18 protein-coding genes are annotated in these 15,958 nt (G+C 60.6%); all 18 read left to right on the top strand.

Annotated elements, in window-relative coordinates; all coding sequences use genetic code 11:
• The first annotated feature begins 2 nt into the window (after positions 1-2).
• Complete coding sequence (locus tag PX52LOC_RS28005) at positions 3-1,127, top strand: baseplate J/gp47 family protein (RefSeq protein ID WP_149113178.1); 1,125 nt, start codon at positions 3-5, stop codon at positions 1,125-1,127.
• Between the two features lie 4 nt (positions 1,128-1,131).
• On the top strand, positions 1,132-1,797 hold the full coding sequence (locus PX52LOC_RS28000) for a hypothetical protein (protein WP_178132578.1): 666 nt from the start codon (positions 1,132-1,134) through the stop codon (positions 1,795-1,797).
• A 17-nt stretch (positions 1,798-1,814) separates the two neighbouring features.
• On the top strand, positions 1,815-3,527 hold the full coding sequence (locus PX52LOC_RS27995; protein WP_149113177.1) for a hypothetical protein: 1,713 nt from the start codon (positions 1,815-1,817) through the stop codon (positions 3,525-3,527).
• Positions 3,528-3,530: 3 nt separating this feature from the next.
• A complete protein-coding gene (locus tag PX52LOC_RS27990; RefSeq protein WP_149113176.1) occupies positions 3,531-4,103 on the top strand; it encodes a hypothetical protein in 573 nt (190 codons plus the stop codon).
• 8 nt (positions 4,104-4,111) lie between these two features.
• Positions 4,112-4,336 carry a hypothetical protein gene (locus PX52LOC_RS27985; protein ID WP_149113175.1) on the top strand — a complete coding sequence of 75 codons (225 nt, stop codon included), beginning with the start codon at positions 4,112-4,114 and terminating at the stop codon, positions 4,334-4,336.
• Positions 4,333-4,734, top strand: a complete 402-nt coding sequence (locus PX52LOC_RS27980) for a cell wall hydrolase (protein WP_149113174.1) — start codon at positions 4,333-4,335, stop codon at positions 4,732-4,734. Before PX52LOC_RS27985 ends, PX52LOC_RS27980 begins: the two co-directional genes overlap by 4 nt.
• 11 nt (positions 4,735-4,745) lie before the next feature.
• Positions 4,746-5,291: a hypothetical protein gene (locus tag PX52LOC_RS27975; RefSeq protein WP_149113173.1), complete on the top strand. Its 546-nt coding sequence runs from the start codon at positions 4,746-4,748 to the stop codon at positions 5,289-5,291.
• A 29-nt stretch (positions 5,292-5,320) separates the two neighbouring features.
• Positions 5,321-5,572, top strand: a complete 252-nt coding sequence (locus PX52LOC_RS27970) for a hypothetical protein (RefSeq protein ID WP_149113172.1) — start codon at positions 5,321-5,323, stop codon at positions 5,570-5,572.
• Positions 5,573-5,592: 20 nt separating this feature from the next.
• Entirely contained in the window at positions 5,593-5,778 is a 186-nt protein-coding gene (locus PX52LOC_RS27965) for a hypothetical protein (RefSeq protein ID WP_149113171.1), read from the top strand.
• Between the two features lie 3 nt (positions 5,779-5,781).
• Positions 5,782-8,088, top strand: a complete 2,307-nt coding sequence (locus tag PX52LOC_RS27960) for a beta strand repeat-containing protein (protein WP_149113170.1) — start codon at positions 5,782-5,784, stop codon at positions 8,086-8,088.
• A complete protein-coding gene (locus PX52LOC_RS27955; protein ID WP_149113169.1) occupies positions 8,085-8,420 on the top strand; it encodes a phage fiber-tail adaptor protein in 336 nt (111 codons plus the stop codon). The genes PX52LOC_RS27960 and PX52LOC_RS27955 overlap by 4 nt, the downstream gene beginning before the upstream one ends.
• A 245-nt stretch (positions 8,421-8,665) precedes the next feature.
• Complete coding sequence (locus PX52LOC_RS27950; RefSeq protein ID WP_149113168.1) at positions 8,666-9,013, top strand: hypothetical protein; 348 nt, start codon at positions 8,666-8,668, stop codon at positions 9,011-9,013.
• The gene (lysC, locus tag PX52LOC_RS44430) at positions 8,904-9,143 is read left to right on the top strand and encodes an Rz1-like lysis system protein LysC (RefSeq protein ID WP_449280333.1); all 240 of its coding nucleotides are present in this window, start codon (positions 8,904-8,906) and stop codon (positions 9,141-9,143) included. Before PX52LOC_RS27950 ends, lysC begins: the two co-directional genes overlap by 110 nt.
• A 151-nt stretch (positions 9,144-9,294) precedes the next feature.
• Entirely contained in the window at positions 9,295-9,522 is a 228-nt protein-coding gene (locus tag PX52LOC_RS27945) for a hypothetical protein (RefSeq protein ID WP_149113167.1), read from the top strand.
• 461 nt (positions 9,523-9,983) lie between these two features.
• A complete protein-coding gene (locus PX52LOC_RS27940) occupies positions 9,984-10,220 on the top strand; it encodes an HTH domain-containing protein (protein WP_149113166.1) in 237 nt (78 codons plus the stop codon).
• 12 nt (positions 10,221-10,232) lie between these two features.
• Complete coding sequence (locus PX52LOC_RS27935) at positions 10,233-13,340, top strand: HsdM family class I SAM-dependent methyltransferase (protein ID WP_149113165.1); 3,108 nt, start codon at positions 10,233-10,235, stop codon at positions 13,338-13,340.
• The gene (locus PX52LOC_RS27930; protein WP_149113164.1) at positions 13,337-14,086 is read left to right on the top strand and encodes a hypothetical protein; all 750 of its coding nucleotides are present in this window, start codon (positions 13,337-13,339) and stop codon (positions 14,084-14,086) included. The genes PX52LOC_RS27935 and PX52LOC_RS27930 overlap by 4 nt, the downstream gene beginning before the upstream one ends.
• Positions 14,083-15,957, top strand: a complete 1,875-nt coding sequence (locus PX52LOC_RS27925) for a site-specific DNA-methyltransferase (RefSeq protein ID WP_149113163.1) — start codon at positions 14,083-14,085, stop codon at positions 15,955-15,957. Before PX52LOC_RS27930 ends, PX52LOC_RS27925 begins: the two co-directional genes overlap by 4 nt.
• The last annotated feature ends 1 nt before the right edge of the window (position 15,958 follow it).

The raw sequence follows: 15,958 nt of genomic DNA, 5'->3' as shown, positions 1-15,958 counted from the left end.
TTATGGCCTCATTGCAGACTTTCACGTTTAGCCAGCTCGTCTCGAACATCGCGACGGCCGTGCAGGGATCAGCCTCCGCGCTGGTCAACTTCACCGTCGGCTCCGTCCTGCGAGCCATCGCGGAAGCGACCGCAGCCGTTGTGCTGTGGCTGCAGGCGATCATCCTGCAGGTTCTGATCCTGACGCGGGCAGCCACAAGCAGCGGCGCTGACCTCGATAGCTGGATGGCCGACTTCGGCTTTACGCGATTGAAGGCCGTGGCGTCCACGGGACAAGTCACCCTAAGTCGGTTCACCCCAACGCAACAATCTCTCGTGCCTGTCGGCTCGACCGTCCAGACCTCTGATGGCACACAGACTTTCACCGTCTCCGTTGACACCACGAACGCAGCGTACAGCGCCACCTTGAACGGGTATGTCCTCGCGGCAAACACCTCAAGCGTCAACGTCCCCACACAGAACACGGTGGCAGGCGCATCGGGCAATGTGCAGGCTGGGACGATCACCGTCATCACCTCTTCCATCCCCGGCGTGGACACCGTCACGAACGCCTCGGCATTCACCAACGGTCTTGACGCCGAATCCGACCCCGCAGTCAGAATCAGGTTCGTGGCTTATCTCGCCTCGCTCGCGAAGGCCACCAGAGCGGCGGTCGAATACGCGATCAAGAGCACGCAGCAAGGACTGAGCGACACGCTGACCGAAAATCTGAACTACAACGGCACACTCAACAACGGCTACTTTTACGCGGTCGTCGATGACGGCACCGGCAGCCCATCAAGCGGCTTGCTTGCCAGCGTTGGCAGCGCCATTGATGCTGTGCGGCCCTTGTGCAGCACGTTCGGCGTCTTCGCGCCCACCGTCATAACCGCAAACGTCACGATGGTGCTGACCACCGCCACCGGGTACACGCACGCCACTGTAGTCGCCAACGTGGCCACCGCCCTCACCAGCTTCATCAACACACTCTCCCTCGGCGTCTCGCTACCCTACACCCAGCTCGCATCCATCGCCTACGGCATCGCGGGCGTGACGAACGTAACGGGCGTCCTACTCAACGCGGGAACGTCCGACCTCGCGGCAAACAACAAGCAGGTCATCAAGACCGGCGTTCTCACGATCAGTTAGCCGCATGACCACTGGCACCCAAGGCGACATCGTTACCCGGCTGAAGGCACTCCTGCCGAACGGCTGGTTCCGCGACAGCACGCCGATCCTCGACGGGGTGCTGAACGGCATCGGCTGGGCACTGTCGTCCGTCTACGGGCTGGCCAGCTACGCAAGGCTCCAAACGAGGATCTCTACCGCGACGGATGGCTTCCTCGACATGATCTCATTCGACTTCTTCGGCTCCGGTCTGCCGAGGAAGACGCAGGAGATGGACTCACCCTTCCGCTCCCGCATCCTCGCCGCCCTGTTTCCCGAAAAGGCGACGCGGCACGGGCTGATCCGGGCGCTCGAAATCCTGACGGGCCGCACGCCGTGGGTGTTCGAACCCGCGCGACCTGCTGACACCGGGGCCTACGGCACGAACACGATGGGCTACGGGGTTGCTGGGGCTTACGGCTCGCTGCAACTGCCGTTTCAGGCTTTCGTCGTTGCGTACCGCCCCACTGGGCAGGGCATCCCGTTCATCGCGGGCTACGGCGACCCTCACGGTGCATATGGCACGGCCAGCCAGATCGAATACGCGAACCCAAGTCTCGTTCTGGGAGCGGTAACCGATGCGGACATTTACGCAGCGATCGACGGCGTTAAGCCCGTCGGCACAATCATCTGGACACGAGTTTCCAGCTAACGGATCAGGAGAATTGAATGGATAGACAGATCATGTACACCGGTGCAATTCCGCAGGACACCGACCAGCTTTTGCAAAACCGCAACACGATGGTCGGCCTCGGGTACGCCCTACAGGCAATCCTCGGCACCGGCACCTATGTGGACGGGCTCGCCTGCACCCCAACCAGCCCGGCAAGCTTGGCCGTGAACGTCGCGGCAGGAGCGATCTACAGCCAGCAGAACGTGGACGGAACAGCCTACGGCAGCCTCGCCGCCGACACCACTGACCAGATCATCAAGCAGGGAATCGTGCTCGCCACGACGGTTCTGAACTGCCCCGCCCCGGTAACTTCCGGCCAGTCGATCAACTACCTCGTGCAGGTGGCCTACCAGGACACCGACAGCGGTTCGGCCGTGCTCCCGTACTACAACGCCTCGAACCCCGCCGTCGCTTACAGCGGCCCGAACAACACCGGCGTCTCCCAGAACACCGTGCGCAAAGGCGTCTGCCTCGTTCAGGTTAAGGCGGGCATCTCGGCCACGACGGGCACGCAAGTCACGCCGTCGCCAGATGCCGGATTCACCGGGCTCTATTCCGTGACCGTCGCCAACGGCCAATCCACGGTCACAAGCGGGAACATCGCGACGCTCGCCACCGCGCCGTTCATTAACCCAAAGCTCACCGGATTCCTGCCAACCGTTCAGAGCGGCGCATCAACCTACGCCGTGGACACCAGCGGCACGCCGAACACGATCACCATCGCGCTCAGTCCGATCCCAGCGGCACTGACAACAGGGATGCAGATCAGGGTGAAGGTCGCCAACGCGAACAGCGGCACCGGAAACACCGTGATTAACACCAACAGCCTCGGCAACGTGCAGGCCAACGGCCCGGATGGCAATCCGATCCGCCAGAACGCACTGAAAGCGAACGGCGTCTACACGTTTGCTCACGACGGCACGTACTGGGTGCTGCAAAGCGTCCCTGCGGACGGGGCACTCCTGAACCACGGCCAGTGCAAGCTAGCGAAGGTCAGCACGAACCTCGTCCTATCGCCGCTCAACGGCAACAAGTTGGCCATCAACGGCGTGCCCCAGACGGTTCCGTCGGCAGGGGTCTCGCTGTCACCAACAACGCCCGTATCGCTGACTCCCTCGACGCTTTACTACATCTACGCCTACATGAGCAGCGGCGTGATGACGCTGGAAGCCAGTGCCACCGCATACGCGACTGACACCACGACAGGCGTGACGATCAAATCGGGCGACTCAACCCGCACGCTCGTCGGCATGGCATACATCGACACCGGCCCAGCCTTCGCAGACACCGCCACGAAGCGGTACGTCCGCAGTTGGTTTAACGACAGGGGCGTAATGGCGACATCGGCCTACTCCACCAACCGCACCTACAGCAGCACCAGCGTGGGCGAGCCAAATAGCGAAATCCGCTGCAATATCGTGACATGGGCGAACGAGATCATCAACGCGGCTACAAACCAGATTGTTCAAGTCAGCCCGATTGCTGCAAGCTTTGTCGGCTTCGGCATCGACTCGACGAGCGTGGTGTCAGGGTTCACTACTCAGAAGATACCCGCATTTTCAACGAACGGCGACACCCTATCCAACTCTTACGTCACGAACACACTTTCCGAGGGCGTTCACTATGTGACTGTGCTCTCTCAGGCGACCAGCGGGTCTACCAACACTTTCTCGACAGGCGGCAACCTGAACATCGTGACTAGCAGGTAGGCCGTGATCGAACAGATCGCCTTCGGCCTCACGTTCGCCGTCCTTAACCGGGCGCGCGGCAGCAAGTTCTTCGGCTACCTCACCTCGACCAATGAAGCTCGGGCACTTGCCACGGCTGGAATGGCGGCGGCCACTGCACTTGTCGCGGGTGGTGACGACCTCCATCTGTTACAGGTCTTCTGGTGGACATCGGCCACGCTCGCCTTCTGGGAAATCTGGGGGTGGGGCAAATACTTCGCAGCCATCCACGGCATTATCGACGCCTCCGGCGGCTCGTTGAAGCCAGTTGACTGGCTGATGAGCAAGCTCAACCTGCCCACGGACACTTTCGAACAGCGCAAGCGCTGGGGAACCGTGGCGATGGGTCTGCGTCAAGCGATGATCGCCCCGTGCATCGTCGGGCTGGCATTTCTGACCGGGCATCCTGAGCGGGCATGGCTGGCGTGTTTCACGCTTCTTCTCGGCCTCCCGTACTACGCCGGTGGCAAGATCAGCCAGAAGTGGGCTGGCGTAATCGCCGAGACGACCACCGGGGTGATAATCAGCAATCTTATATTCAACTCAGTTACGGCATAAGGAGTAGTATGGTTCAACGTGTCTGGCGCAAGATAAGTCCCTTCTTTCACCTCATCGCTTTGCTCATCTCGATGGCGTTCACGGCAGGAATCGTGTCAGCCAACATCTCCGGCTACGAAGGGCGAATTGCCAAGCTTGAGGGCGACAGCAATAGCGTCCGGATGACGGTCGTGCGCATCGAGCAGAAGGTAGATGATCTGCACGATGCCTTCCTCGGAAAGAGTAGCCGATGACCGCCGCCGACACGCTCGCGCGGACGATCTGGGGCGAGGCCCGCGGGGAAGGGAAGCCCGGCATGGAAGACGTGGCCTGCTGCATCATGAACCGCGTGGCCAAGCCTCGCTGGTGGGGAAGCACGGTCGAGGAAGTATGCCTGAAGCCGTGGCAGTTCTCCTGCTGGAACGCCAACGACCCCAACCTGCCGAAACTCAAATCCGTCACGGTCGCCGATCCGGTCTTCGCACAAGCCGTAGCCATCGCCGAGAAGGCCGTGGCTGGCACGCTGCCGGACCGCACGCAGGGCGCAACCCATTACTACGACCGCCGCATGCCCCGCGTCCCACCGTGGGCCGTCGGCAAAACCCCGTGCTTCACGGAGGGCCACCACCTCTTTTTCAACGACATCAGCTAATAGGAGACTCTATGACCGACTTGACCGAGCGCACCACCATTCACGACGGCATGGGTGCCGGGGCCGTAATGAACCCCGCCATCGACGAAGGGATGAACCCGCCCGCCTTCAGCTACGACTTGGTGTGCATCGGTCCGGACGGCAAAGAGAAGTGGCGCGAAACCATCCACAACCTCGTCACCACGGTCGGCAAGACCGACATCGTGGACAAGTATTTCAAGGGGTCGGCCTATACCGCAGCGTGGTATCTCGGCCTGAAGGGCACCGGCACCGCCGTTGTCGGCGACACCCTCGCCTCACACGCAGGCTGGGCGGAAGTCACGCCGTACTCGGGCAACCGCCCGGCTATCTCGTTCGGCACCACCTCCTCGGGGTCGAACACCGCCACCGCCGTCTCCTACACGATCAACGCGAGCGCCACTGTCGCCGGGGCGTTCCTGTCCTCGGTCAACACCGGCACCTCCGGGACGCTCTACAGCGCGGGCGACTTCGCCTCGTCTCGAACCGTTGCGAGTGGCGACACCCTGAACGTCACCCCGACCGTTTCCGTCTCGTAACACGCCAAAGCCAAGCAAGGAGAACCGCCATGACCGAAGATCAAACCACCGAAACCGTCGCCGCACAACCAGCAGATGCCCCTGTCGAATCCACCTTCGATCCCGAACACCCAGTCAGAAAGCCGCCATTTGCCTTCAGCGAAGGGGAGGAAGTGATTCTTCCCGACGGCGTGAAGGGCAAGGTCGTGGGCATCACGAAGGACGAGGCAGGAGAAGCCTCGTACTCCGTCGTGGCTCTCGCGGTTCGCGAATTCTCCGAAGCCCAGCTTCTCAAAGCGTAACTCAAAGCGCGGGCGGATAGATGGCTTTCTTCATCCAGTACGATGCGGGCGGGTTTATCCTCGCCACCGTCGCCGGGGCGGCGGAACCGCCCGTGGTGGACAACGTGACCCGCTGGCAACTCGAACTGCCTGAGTGGGCAAGCACTGAAGGAAAGATGGTCGATACCACAACGAGGCAACTGGTGGACGCGCCGCCAACGGAGTAGTCGATGACGACCTACGTCAACAGCGTTCAACAAGTCACGATCACGATCCCGGTCAACGCGACCAGTGCCACGGCTACGATCAGTTCGGTAGGTGCAAACGCGCTGATTTTCTTCAACGGGTTCGGTACGCAGCAAAGTACCAACCCTGCGCAAGGCTGTCCACGAGTGGAGCTGACCAACAGCACAACTGTGACTGCTTATCGTGACACAGCGAGCGCTACCCAGACCGTTACTGTTGACCTCGCAGTTGTTGATGCGACATCGAGTCTGGTGACGAGTGTCCAAATGGGCACCATCGTTATAGCCAGTTCGACTGCAAGCAACACCGCCACCGTCGCGTCTACTTCTGCAAATACGACCATCTTGCATTCGCTAGGATTTACCACATCTGCAACTGCGATATCCTCCAGTGGTCTTGATCCGCTGCTTTCCATATCGGGAACTACTCTTACCGCCGCAAGACAAGCTGGCATATCCGGCACAGTAACAGTTGGATATCTTGTTTTAGAATTTGCTACGGGCGCTTTGGCCTCGAATGTCCAAGGTTACAGCGCGACAACGGCTACGACGGGCACAACTACACAGACTATCACTAGCGTAAACACTAGCAATTCAATCCTGATTCACGCAGGAAGCAACACCAGCAGCAATAACTCGGCCCAAGGTCGCCAGCGCGCTACACTTACCAATAGCACGACAGTCACACTTACGACAAATACCTCTAGCGCGGTAACTTCAAACTACAACTTCTGGGTAGTTGAGTTCGCTTCTGGGGTGCTTAAGAGCAGCGTGCAGCGTGGCACCGTTGTTCTCACATCTGTTACGAGCAATACCGCGACCATTTCTAGCGTTACTACGACGATGGCCGTCGCGAACAACCTGCAGTACTCCACGCCGCTCACTGGGGCAAATCTTGATATTACACGCCCCAGAATCACTCTTACGAACTCCACCACATTAACCGTTTCACGTAGCTCGACAACCAGCACCTTAACGGCCTCTTACGAAGTCTTTGAATTTGGAACTGGCGGAACCACCTACAACGTCACCGTCTCTGAGGCAGCGACGGCTGCCGATTCAAGCTCTGTCGTGCTGACCGCAACCCCGTCGTTTTCCGAAGCGGTCACGTCGAGCGACTCCATTTCCCTGACGCTCACGGCTAATCCCGCTATTGTCGAAGCGGTCACGGGCAGCGACACCCAAGCCGTCGCCGCAACTGCCCGCCCAGCGTTCACAGAAACGGTATCCGCGGCCGACATCGAAGGCGCTTCCGCGACCTTGAACCCCAGCTTGAGTGAAGCCGCGACCGGAGCTGATGCGCTCTCAGCGGGCGTGACGATCACGCAGACCATTTCTGAATCCGTTGCGGCGACCGACATCGCCAGCGGCGGGCTACTCATCAGCGGAACGACATCCGACACCGTCATCGGCAACGACTCCATTACAGCGGTCGCGACTTTCGCCCCAGCCTTTTCAAACGCCATCACCGGTTCCGACAGCCTTGCCGCGACAGCAATCCTGTCGCCTGCGATCAGCGAGGCAGCTTCGGCTTCGGAATCCTATTCTGCCGCAGCCACGTTGAACGCCACACTCAGTTCGGCCGTACTCGGAAGTGACAGCCTCGCCGGGTCAGATAACATCGCTGCAGCGTTGGCCGAATCCGTCGTCGCGTCCGTGTCTTACGCAGCAATTCTGGTCGCCAACGCATCGTTTGCCGAGGGCGCTACCGCGACCGACTTGACCGCCACGTCTGCGGTCTTTCAAACCGCATACACCTGCAGCCTTGCCGCCGCGGACGCTTCCAGTTGCGTGCTCACCGCCAACGCCGCGTACAGCGGAAGCCTGACGGCAACAGACGGCTTGACCGCCGGGCTGTCTTTCAGCGCGCTGCTCAGCGAGCCAGTGACTGCCGGGGACAGCACCAGCACCTCGAACGTCATCTCAACCGCGATCAGCGAGGCGACTGCCGCCACAGACGCAATCACGGCCGCAGCGGTTTACGAGCAATTCCTCGCGGAGAACGCGACCGCCGAAGACACGGTGCTCCCGCAACTGGTAATCGTCGCAAGCCTGATCGAATCGTGGTCGCTGACCGACGGGTACTCCAGCGCACTCGCAAGCTCCCCGCCACCGTCGCGCATCCTGCATCCGAACGCCCAGGACAAGAACCTGTCCCCTGACGGGCAGAACAGGTCGCTCGGCGCAGGAAGCCAGGACAGGCTGCTCAGCACCGACAGCCAAACCCGTAGCGTTCAAGCCAGATCGCAGATACGAATTATGCAAGCAACCAAGCAGACGAGGAACCTATGACGACCTGCATTCAAGAAACGCCTCAAGGGCAAATCGCCGTCGTCGAGAAAACGCCGGGCGAAACCGAAGATGTCCAGATCGACTGGTCAACTCGCGGGCTGGGCAACGACACCATCGCGACGAGCGTCTGGCAAGTCACGCCGCCCAGCATGACGATCAACTCTCCGGCGGCCACCATCGGCACCCCGGCGACAAGCACGACCGTCTGGCTCGGAAGCGGAGCTTCGGGCACCTCATACATCGTGACCAACACGATTACCACATTAGGAGGCCGGACGTTGGAGGAGTCTTTCGTCTGCAACGTCATCCCCTACCGCGTGATCGGGGGGTAATGGTCGACAGAAGCCTGCGCACATCACTTTTCAGCAACTCACTTTGCAAGGATGCCTATGAGACTCCACCGAAGCCCAAAATCCGCCATTCAGAAGCCCGCGACGTGGGCAGCCATAGGAACGCTATGCATGGGTGCCGCAGCACTCGTCGATGAGCCATACAAGCACTGGATCGTGTTCGCGGGTCTTGGATGCGGATGCCTTGGTGTCGTTCTTGGCGATCCACGTCCACCGGAGCAACGCCCATGACCCCGTGGTGGAAAATCGTCATCGTCCTCGGATGGACGCTCGCCAGCTTCACGACCGGCTGGCACGTCAAAGGCAAGTACGTTCAGGCCGCGCAGCTTGAGGACTACCAAAAGCAGGTCGCCGCCGCCCAAACCGCCCAGCAGGAGGCGAACGACCGGGCTGTCGACCTCGAAAAACAGCTCGCCACTGAACGCCAACTCGCCCACGACATCAACTCGAAGACGGAGCAGACCATTGAAAAGCATCCTGAGTTTACTTCTTGCAAGCTTCCTGACGGCAGCGTGCAGCTCCTCAACGACGCCATTGCGGGTCGTACCGCCAGCGGATTTAACGCAGGCATGTGACCCGCTTCCCGCCTTCAGGGGTGTGACGATGGGCGACCTGTTCAGGCACACCATCACCACGACCCAAATGTACCGCGAGTGCAAGGCCCGACACGACGCCCTGTCGAGCTGGGAAAGGGCTAAGAAATGACCCGGCTTCTGCGGAATATGCACCACCGCAGGTTCAAGCTCCGCCATATTCGATTTCAGCTCTGGATTCCGGGCATGTTCCTACTCGGATGCCTTTTGCTTGCGCTGACCGGGTGTTCTGAGCTATGTTCACAGCCAAACGCCAACCAGACATGTCCGCACCTGCTATGGTCGATCCCGGAAACTTCAAAGGCTTCAGTCTCCACGATCTGAGATCGGTCGGCCAGCACTGCTTCCACACGGCCCGACGAAACGGCGAAGACACATCCATCCCGCTCGGATTCCTCGGCATCGTCACAATGGGCATCGGAGCGATGATGACCCTCGATGCCTACCGTCAGCACTGCAAGAAGCCGTTCCCCGGCGGGCGAGGCCGATAAAGTCACCCCGCTCTTGCTGCCCCCTCTGGCTTCAAGCGTGACGTGGAAAGACGCCAAGTCGCACGCCTCTGGCCTCTGGGGTTCCGCTTTCGCGGGGCGTCCTCGACGGACGTTATACCCCGCGAAAGCTACACCCCGACGGCCGACGGCGTGAGAGACGAGCCGAACTTCAGGCAAAACTGCCTCGAAGACGACACCAAGACGAATGAACCAGCCCCGGTCACGCTTCGGCGTGCCGGGGCTTTTGTCGTTTCTGGAACCGGAAATCCGGCCAGCCACGGAGAAGCGAAGGCCGCTCGGCCGGGGCTAGCCCAAGCGGAAATCGGGAATTCCGTCGCTACAGACCGAGCAATCGTTTTCAGCCGACACTAGCGGTACGCGAGATACTGGACAAACGTCCCTGCCTGCCTTGACAAGTCTATCATCGGGGGATAGCCTTCGCTTCAGGAGACGCGGCGCAGATGCTTTACGATAAGTCTCTTGCGATCGGATACCGCCTCGAAGAGCTGATCCGGCTGATCCGCTCGGGGGAGCATTCCACGCCTGCGCTGGCCAAGACGCTCGCCGTTTCCGTCCCGACCCTTTCGCGAGACATCACCGCCCTCCGACAGCGAGGGTACTGCATCCGGTCCGTTAAACTGGGCAGCCGTTGGGTTTATCAGCTCGTTTCAGAACCCGCTGAAATTCCCCATCTGTAGGGGGCGGAGATTATGCCCACTACAACGGCGACCGACTGGCGGCAGGAATTTGGGCTGGCAGGCAGAAGCTCGCCCGGCTTTTTCACCGCCAAGAGCGAAATCACCCCATCCACGCCGCAGGCACACCTGCTCCGGCGGGCCTTTGACACGCTTGACGTGGACGGCGTCCTGTGCGCCGACCACTCGCCGCTGGTCTATTTCCGTGTCGTCAAACGGATCACCCCGGACGCAATTCTTGAGTTGCACCACCGCTTCTGGAACCACGGCGGGGCCAGCCTGCTGGTTCTGGTGACCGACGACAGCGTTCACGTCTACTCCGGCATGACCCGCCCCGCCGCTGGCCAATCAGACGCAGACCCTGCCGGGCTGGTGACGAACCTCAGCCGCGTTGCCGAGGGGCTGAAAGAGTTCGTCGTCTCCGTCGAGTCCGGCGAGTTCTTCCGCCAGCATCAGCGGTCGTTCGATCCGGCCCAGCGCGTTGATCGGGACCTGCTCAACAACTTGCTCGACGCTCGCGAAAAGCTGAACGCGGTGACCCGACGGAAGAACCCGAGCGAGGCGCTCGATGCGCTGCTTTGCCGTCTGGTGTTCACCTCCTACCTTTTTGACCGCGGGATCATCGACGAAAGCTACCTGACTGGCCTCGGCATCCGTGGCGCGAAAGACCTGCGGGAACTGCTCGCCAACCCGTCTCGCAGCAAGGCCAGAGACTCGCTGTACAAGCTCTTCACCAAGCTCGGCGAGGACTTTAATGGCGACTTGTTCCGCGACGACCTGAAGGAGGAGAAGGCCTTTATTCAGGAGGAGCACGTCAAGATACTTGACGATTTCTTCCAAGAGACGATCGTCCGCACCGGACAGCGAGTTCTGTTCTACCGGTATGACTTCCGCTACATCCCGATTGAAACCATCAGCGCGATCTACGAGCGGTTTCTCAAAGATGTCGAGAAGCAGCAAGGCGCATTTTATACCCCCCGGTTTCTCGCCGAGGTCGTGCTGGACACCGCGCTGGGCGGCACTCCCTCCCTCGCAGGCAAACGGTTTTTTGATCCGGCGTGCGGGTCGGGCATCTTCCTCGTGGGGCTGTTCAACCGGCTGGCCGAGGAGTGGAAACAGGCCAACCTGACCGCACGTAACGACCGGAAAGCCACCGAACTGATGCGCCTCTTGCGGGAGAGCATCTTCGGCGTGGACATCAGCCTGACGGCGTGCCGGATCACCGCGTTCAGCTTGTACCTTGCGTACCTCGATCACCTTGCCCCACGAGACATTCAGGCTCTTCAGAAGAAGGGTAAGGCGCTTCCCCGCTTAGTGGCCGATGGGGAGGATGTGGAAGAGCAGGGAAACATCCGCTGCGCGGACTTCTTCGACACGGACCAACGATTCCCGACGGACGTATCCCTCGTCATTGGCAACCCGCCGTGGGGCAGTATCGCGACGAGCGACTCGCCAGCGGGTGCATACTGTGACAAGCACGAGCGGCCACTCCCAGACAAGCAAATTGCAGCGGCATTCATTTGGAAAGCGACCGACCACGTTGCTGCCGAAGGTCGTGTGTGTTTCGTTCTGCCGCACGGAGTTCTTTTCAACCACAGCACAACAGCTATCCCATTTCAGAAAGCATGGGTCGCAACCCACGCACTTGAACGTGTGCTGAATCTGGCAGACTATCAGCGATTCCTTTTCGAGCGTGCTGGGCACCCGGCTGTAGTAGTTTGCTATCGCAAGAAGCCTCCGGTCAGCCAGGACGACCGAATCGAGTATTGGGGGCCTAAAGCGGACTGGACGGTGACCAAGGCTGAAGTCATCACCATCGTTCCGCAGGATAGGACAACGATCACGGTTGGCGAGCTCCTCCGCGACCTCGATGGCCCCGATGCTCCGCAAATCTGGAAGCAACGGTTCTGGGCGACGCCGCGTGATTGGCGACTGCTCGACAGGCTTGGGCTCTACACCCGCTTGCGAGAAAACGTCCGACGCGCAAAGGAAAGGAACTCCTCTAAGCCGTGGATCATGGCGGTTGGTTTTCAGCCTCTTGGTGACAACGACGATGCGGCGAAGGCCGAGACAATTACTCTTCCTTCACGGCACTTTATCCGTGCGACCAGTGCGAATCTGGATCTATTTCTGCTCGAACGGGACTGTCAGGAGTTGGAGGCGGCACGGGTAACGGTTCGCAGCGGATCGAACAAGTTGACTGATGTGTTTCGTGGGCCGCATGTGCTCATGGCTAAAGGCATGACAAGCACCGCATTCGCGGCCTTTCATGTGTCGTTTCAAGACGCGGTCCGAGGTATCCACGGCCCGGAAGCGGATCGCGACATGCTGGTATTTGCAGCGGCCTATCTCAGGTCGCCGCTGGCGCTGTACTACCTGTTCCACACATCGTCGAACTGGGGAATTAGTCGTCAGGAGGCCCATGTTGAGGAGGTGTTGCGCCTTCCGTTCCCGCTACCCCATCAACTGCCCGACCCCAAGCGCGCACGGCAGATCGTGAGCGAGGTGGCGAAGATCGTGGATGCCGCTGCTCTAGAGGCAGACACCGATCTCGTTGATCGAGCAGGCATCGTCAGGAGTGCGAGCCTGAAGGTAGAGCCGTTGATTGAAGAGTACCTCGACGTTCTCCCGCATGAAAAGTTCCTGATCGAGGACACCGTCAACGTCATCATCGAGAGCACTCGTCCCACACGCGCGCGCCCTCTCGTTCCGACTGTTACCCCGGCAAACGCCGCATTTCGACAGACATACATCGAACGGGTCTGTGAAACCTTGAATGGCTGGGCGAAGAGCGGGCAATTCGCCGTTCGCGGCCAGGTGCAGGCGTCCGAAACCCTCGGCGTCGGTGTGGCCGTTCTGGAGAAGGTCAAGCGTGCCGCGATGGCAGAGCCGATGCCGCAGATGGGCACCGACTTGCTCCACACCCTCGACGCTGTGCGGAAGGCCATCCCACGGCAACACGCCACACTCGACATCGTTCGAGGCGTCATGGTGTTCGATCAGAACCGCTTGTACATTGTCAAGCCGATCGGGCAGCGATTCTGGACTCAGACGGCCGCCTTGAATGATGCGGACGAAATCGCCGGAACGATACTCATGCAATCTCCGCGGGGGGACGCATGACGCAGTTCGGGTCGCCCGCCGAGTGGATCGATTTCCTCGAATCCCAAGTGCCGACGATTGTCGGCCTCGTCGTCGGCGCATGGGAAGCCATGCCGCCTCCGGCAGGCAATGAACTTGAAGACCGGGTTTCCGAAGCGCTGTGCCGCATCCTGCGTCAGTCGCGTGAGAGTCGCGATCTACCTTTTCAAATTCATCCCCAGCTCGTTGAGCTTGACCCGACTGCGGGAGAAGACCAAGGGCGGATGGACATCGTGTTCCTCCCTCTGGTGAACCGCGAAGACATCTACTTCTGTCTTGAGTGCAAGCGGATCAATGTCCGCGAAGCCGATGGCGTGCGGCCGTACTTTGCCGAATACGTCAGTTACGGCATACTTCGCTTCGTTCGGGGGCAATACGCTCGTTCGGTGCGGTACGGGGGGATGCTCGCATTCGTTTTGGACGGCGACGTACCTAGTGCCGTGGCTGGAGTCGAGGGTAACATAACGGCCCGGCGCACCGAACTCGGCATGGCGGCCCCCGGACAGTTTCGCCCCTCGGCGATACGCCCGGCCGACAACCGCCTTCGGGAAACCGCCCACAGTCGAGGCAGCGACCCGGCACCGTTTGTAATTCAGCATCTGTTCATGGCGGGCGACCCGAAAACGCCGCTGCGCCCGCCGCCTCCGCCGAAGAAGCCAGCGAAGACCAAGAAGAAAAAGGCGGCGGCGAAGCCCAAAGCGAAGAAGCCCAACAAGGGACAGCCATGAGCAAGCAGTCGGTGAAGCGGGAACCCGTGTCCTCCACGTCGGGCGACGTGCTGGAAGCCCAGGTGGCGAAGCTGAAGTCGCTGTTCCCCGAGTGCGTCTCCGAAGGGAAGATCGACTTCGGCAAACTCCGAGCCACGCTCGGCGACGCCGCCGAGGCCGGGCCGGGCCGGTTTTCGTTCTCGTGGGCTGGCAAGGACGACGCGGTGGGCCTTCTGCAGACCCCGAGCCGTGGCACGCTCATCCCATGCCCGCACGAGTCGATCAACTTCGATGACACCGGCAACATTTTCATTGAGGGCGACAACCTCGAAGTGCTGAAGCTGCTGTTCAAGCCGTACTTCGGCAAGGTGAAGCTGATCTTCATCGACCCGCCGTACAACACGCTTCAGGACTTCATTTACCCGGACAACTACACCGACCCGCTGAAGAACTACCTCATTCAGACCAAGCAGATGGACGACGACGGCAACCTCGTCACCAACAAGGTAGACCGCACTGGCCGCATCCATTCCGGCTGGCTGTCGATGATGTACCCCCGGCTCTTCCTCGCCCGGCAACTCCTGCGGGAAGACGGCCTGATCTGCGTGAGCATCGACGACAACGAGATGCACCACCTGCGGCTACTGATGAACGAAGTCTTCGGTGAAGAGAACTTCGTCGCCACCTGCATCTGGCAGAAGAGGTACTCCCGTGAGAACCGTGGGATCATCGGCGATGTCCACGATTACCTGATCTTCTTCACCCGCGACCTCGCCGCTTACACGCCGACGAAGAACATGCTGCCCCTCGATGACGAGAGTCGGGCAAACTACCGCAACCCGAACAACGACCCGCGAGGGCCGTGGCAGTCGATTTCCCATTCCGCACAGGGGTATCGGCCGAACCAGATGTACGAGATCAAGGCCCCGAACGGCACCATTCACAAGCCACCGCAGGGCCGTTGCTGGGCGACCATCGAGTCCGAGTACCGCAAGCTGGAGGCCGACGGGCGGGCGTGGTTCGGCGCAGACGGGAACGGCGTGCCCCGGATCATCCGATACCTCTCGGAGGTCGAAGGCCTCGTTCCGTGGACGTGGTGGCCGCACGAGGAGGTCGGACACACCGACGAGGCGAAGAAGGAAATCCACGCGTTCTTCGGCAAGGAGGAGGCGTTCGACACGCCGAAGCCGACGCGGCTGATGAAGCGAGTGCTGGAAATCGGCACCAAGACCGACCAGAACGATCTGGTCCTCGACTTCTTCTCCGGCTCCGCCACGATGGCTCAGGCCGTCCTTGAACTCAACCACGCGGACGGCGGAAACCGGAAGTTCATCATGGTGCAGTTGCCGCACCCCACGGAAAGCAAGGACTACCCGACCATCGCCGACTACGGCAAGGAGCGGATTCGCCGAGTCATCGCCAACCTGAAAAAGGACGAACAGGGTAGCCTCAAGTTCGACAGTGGGAAGCCGCCGGAAGACCTCGGCTTCAAGGTCTTCAAGCTCGCCATGCCGAACATCGAGCAGTGGGTGCCGGACAATGACCGCGACCCGGAAAAGTACGCGGCCAAGTTGGGCCTGTTCGATGACCCGCTGGTCGCCGACTGGACGCCTGAGAACGTGCTGTGGGAGGTGGCGCTGCGGGAAGGCTTCAGCCTGAACACCCGCTACACCCTGAAGAAGCTCGCCAACGGCAACACCCTGTACGTGGTCACCGACCCGGACAAAGACCCCCAGCAGAGCTTCTTCCTCTGCCTCGACGAGGAGGTGCGGGCCGACCTGAGCAAGCACCAGCCGTTGACCACCGACTCGCTGCTCATCTGCCGGGACAAAGCGCTCGACGACTCCGCTGCCGCGAACCTTGCCCTTCAATGCCGCCTGAAAACCATCTGAG

Origin of the sequence: Limnoglobus roseus (genome assembly GCF_008254045.1) — a bacterium.
Classification (GTDB): domain Bacteria; phylum Planctomycetota; class Planctomycetia; order Gemmatales; family Gemmataceae; genus Limnoglobus; species Limnoglobus roseus.
This window is presented reverse-complemented; position numbering and strand designations above follow the sequence as displayed.

Excerpts from the sequence above, each read along its gene's own strand:
- PX52LOC_RS28005 (WP_149113178.1), top strand. The coding sequence starts at position 3 with ATGGCCTCATTGCAGACTTTCACGTTTAGCCAGCTCGTCTCGAACATC.
- PX52LOC_RS27970 (WP_149113172.1), top strand. The coding sequence starts at position 5,321 with ATGACCGAAGATCAAACCACCGAAACCGTCGCCGCACAACCAGCAGAT.
- PX52LOC_RS27960 (WP_149113170.1), top strand. The coding sequence starts at position 5,782 with ATGACGACCTACGTCAACAGCGTTCAACAAGTCACGATCACGATCCCG.
- PX52LOC_RS27995 (WP_149113177.1), top strand. The coding sequence starts at position 1,815 with ATGGATAGACAGATCATGTACACCGGTGCAATTCCGCAGGACACCGAC.
- PX52LOC_RS27975 (WP_149113173.1), top strand. The coding sequence starts at position 4,746 with ATGACCGACTTGACCGAGCGCACCACCATTCACGACGGCATGGGTGCC.
- PX52LOC_RS27965 (WP_149113171.1), top strand. The coding sequence starts at position 5,593 with ATGGCTTTCTTCATCCAGTACGATGCGGGCGGGTTTATCCTCGCCACC.
- PX52LOC_RS27985 (WP_149113175.1), top strand. The coding sequence starts at position 4,112 with ATGGTTCAACGTGTCTGGCGCAAGATAAGTCCCTTCTTTCACCTCATC.
- PX52LOC_RS28000 (WP_178132578.1), top strand. The coding sequence starts at position 1,132 with ATGACCACTGGCACCCAAGGCGACATCGTTACCCGGCTGAAGGCACTC.
- PX52LOC_RS27935 (WP_149113165.1), top strand. The coding sequence starts at position 10,233 with ATGCCCACTACAACGGCGACCGACTGGCGGCAGGAATTTGGGCTGGCA.
- PX52LOC_RS27940 (WP_149113166.1), top strand. The coding sequence starts at position 9,984 with ATGCTTTACGATAAGTCTCTTGCGATCGGATACCGCCTCGAAGAGCTG.
- PX52LOC_RS27955 (WP_149113169.1), top strand. The coding sequence starts at position 8,085 with ATGACGACCTGCATTCAAGAAACGCCTCAAGGGCAAATCGCCGTCGTC.
- PX52LOC_RS27950 (WP_149113168.1), top strand. The coding sequence starts at position 8,666 with ATGACCCCGTGGTGGAAAATCGTCATCGTCCTCGGATGGACGCTCGCC.
- PX52LOC_RS27945 (WP_149113167.1), top strand. The coding sequence starts at position 9,295 with ATGTCCGCACCTGCTATGGTCGATCCCGGAAACTTCAAAGGCTTCAGT.
- PX52LOC_RS27930 (WP_149113164.1), top strand. The coding sequence starts at position 13,337 with ATGACGCAGTTCGGGTCGCCCGCCGAGTGGATCGATTTCCTCGAATCC.
- PX52LOC_RS27980 (WP_149113174.1), top strand. The coding sequence starts at position 4,333 with ATGACCGCCGCCGACACGCTCGCGCGGACGATCTGGGGCGAGGCCCGC.
- PX52LOC_RS27925 (WP_149113163.1), top strand. The coding sequence starts at position 14,083 with ATGAGCAAGCAGTCGGTGAAGCGGGAACCCGTGTCCTCCACGTCGGGC.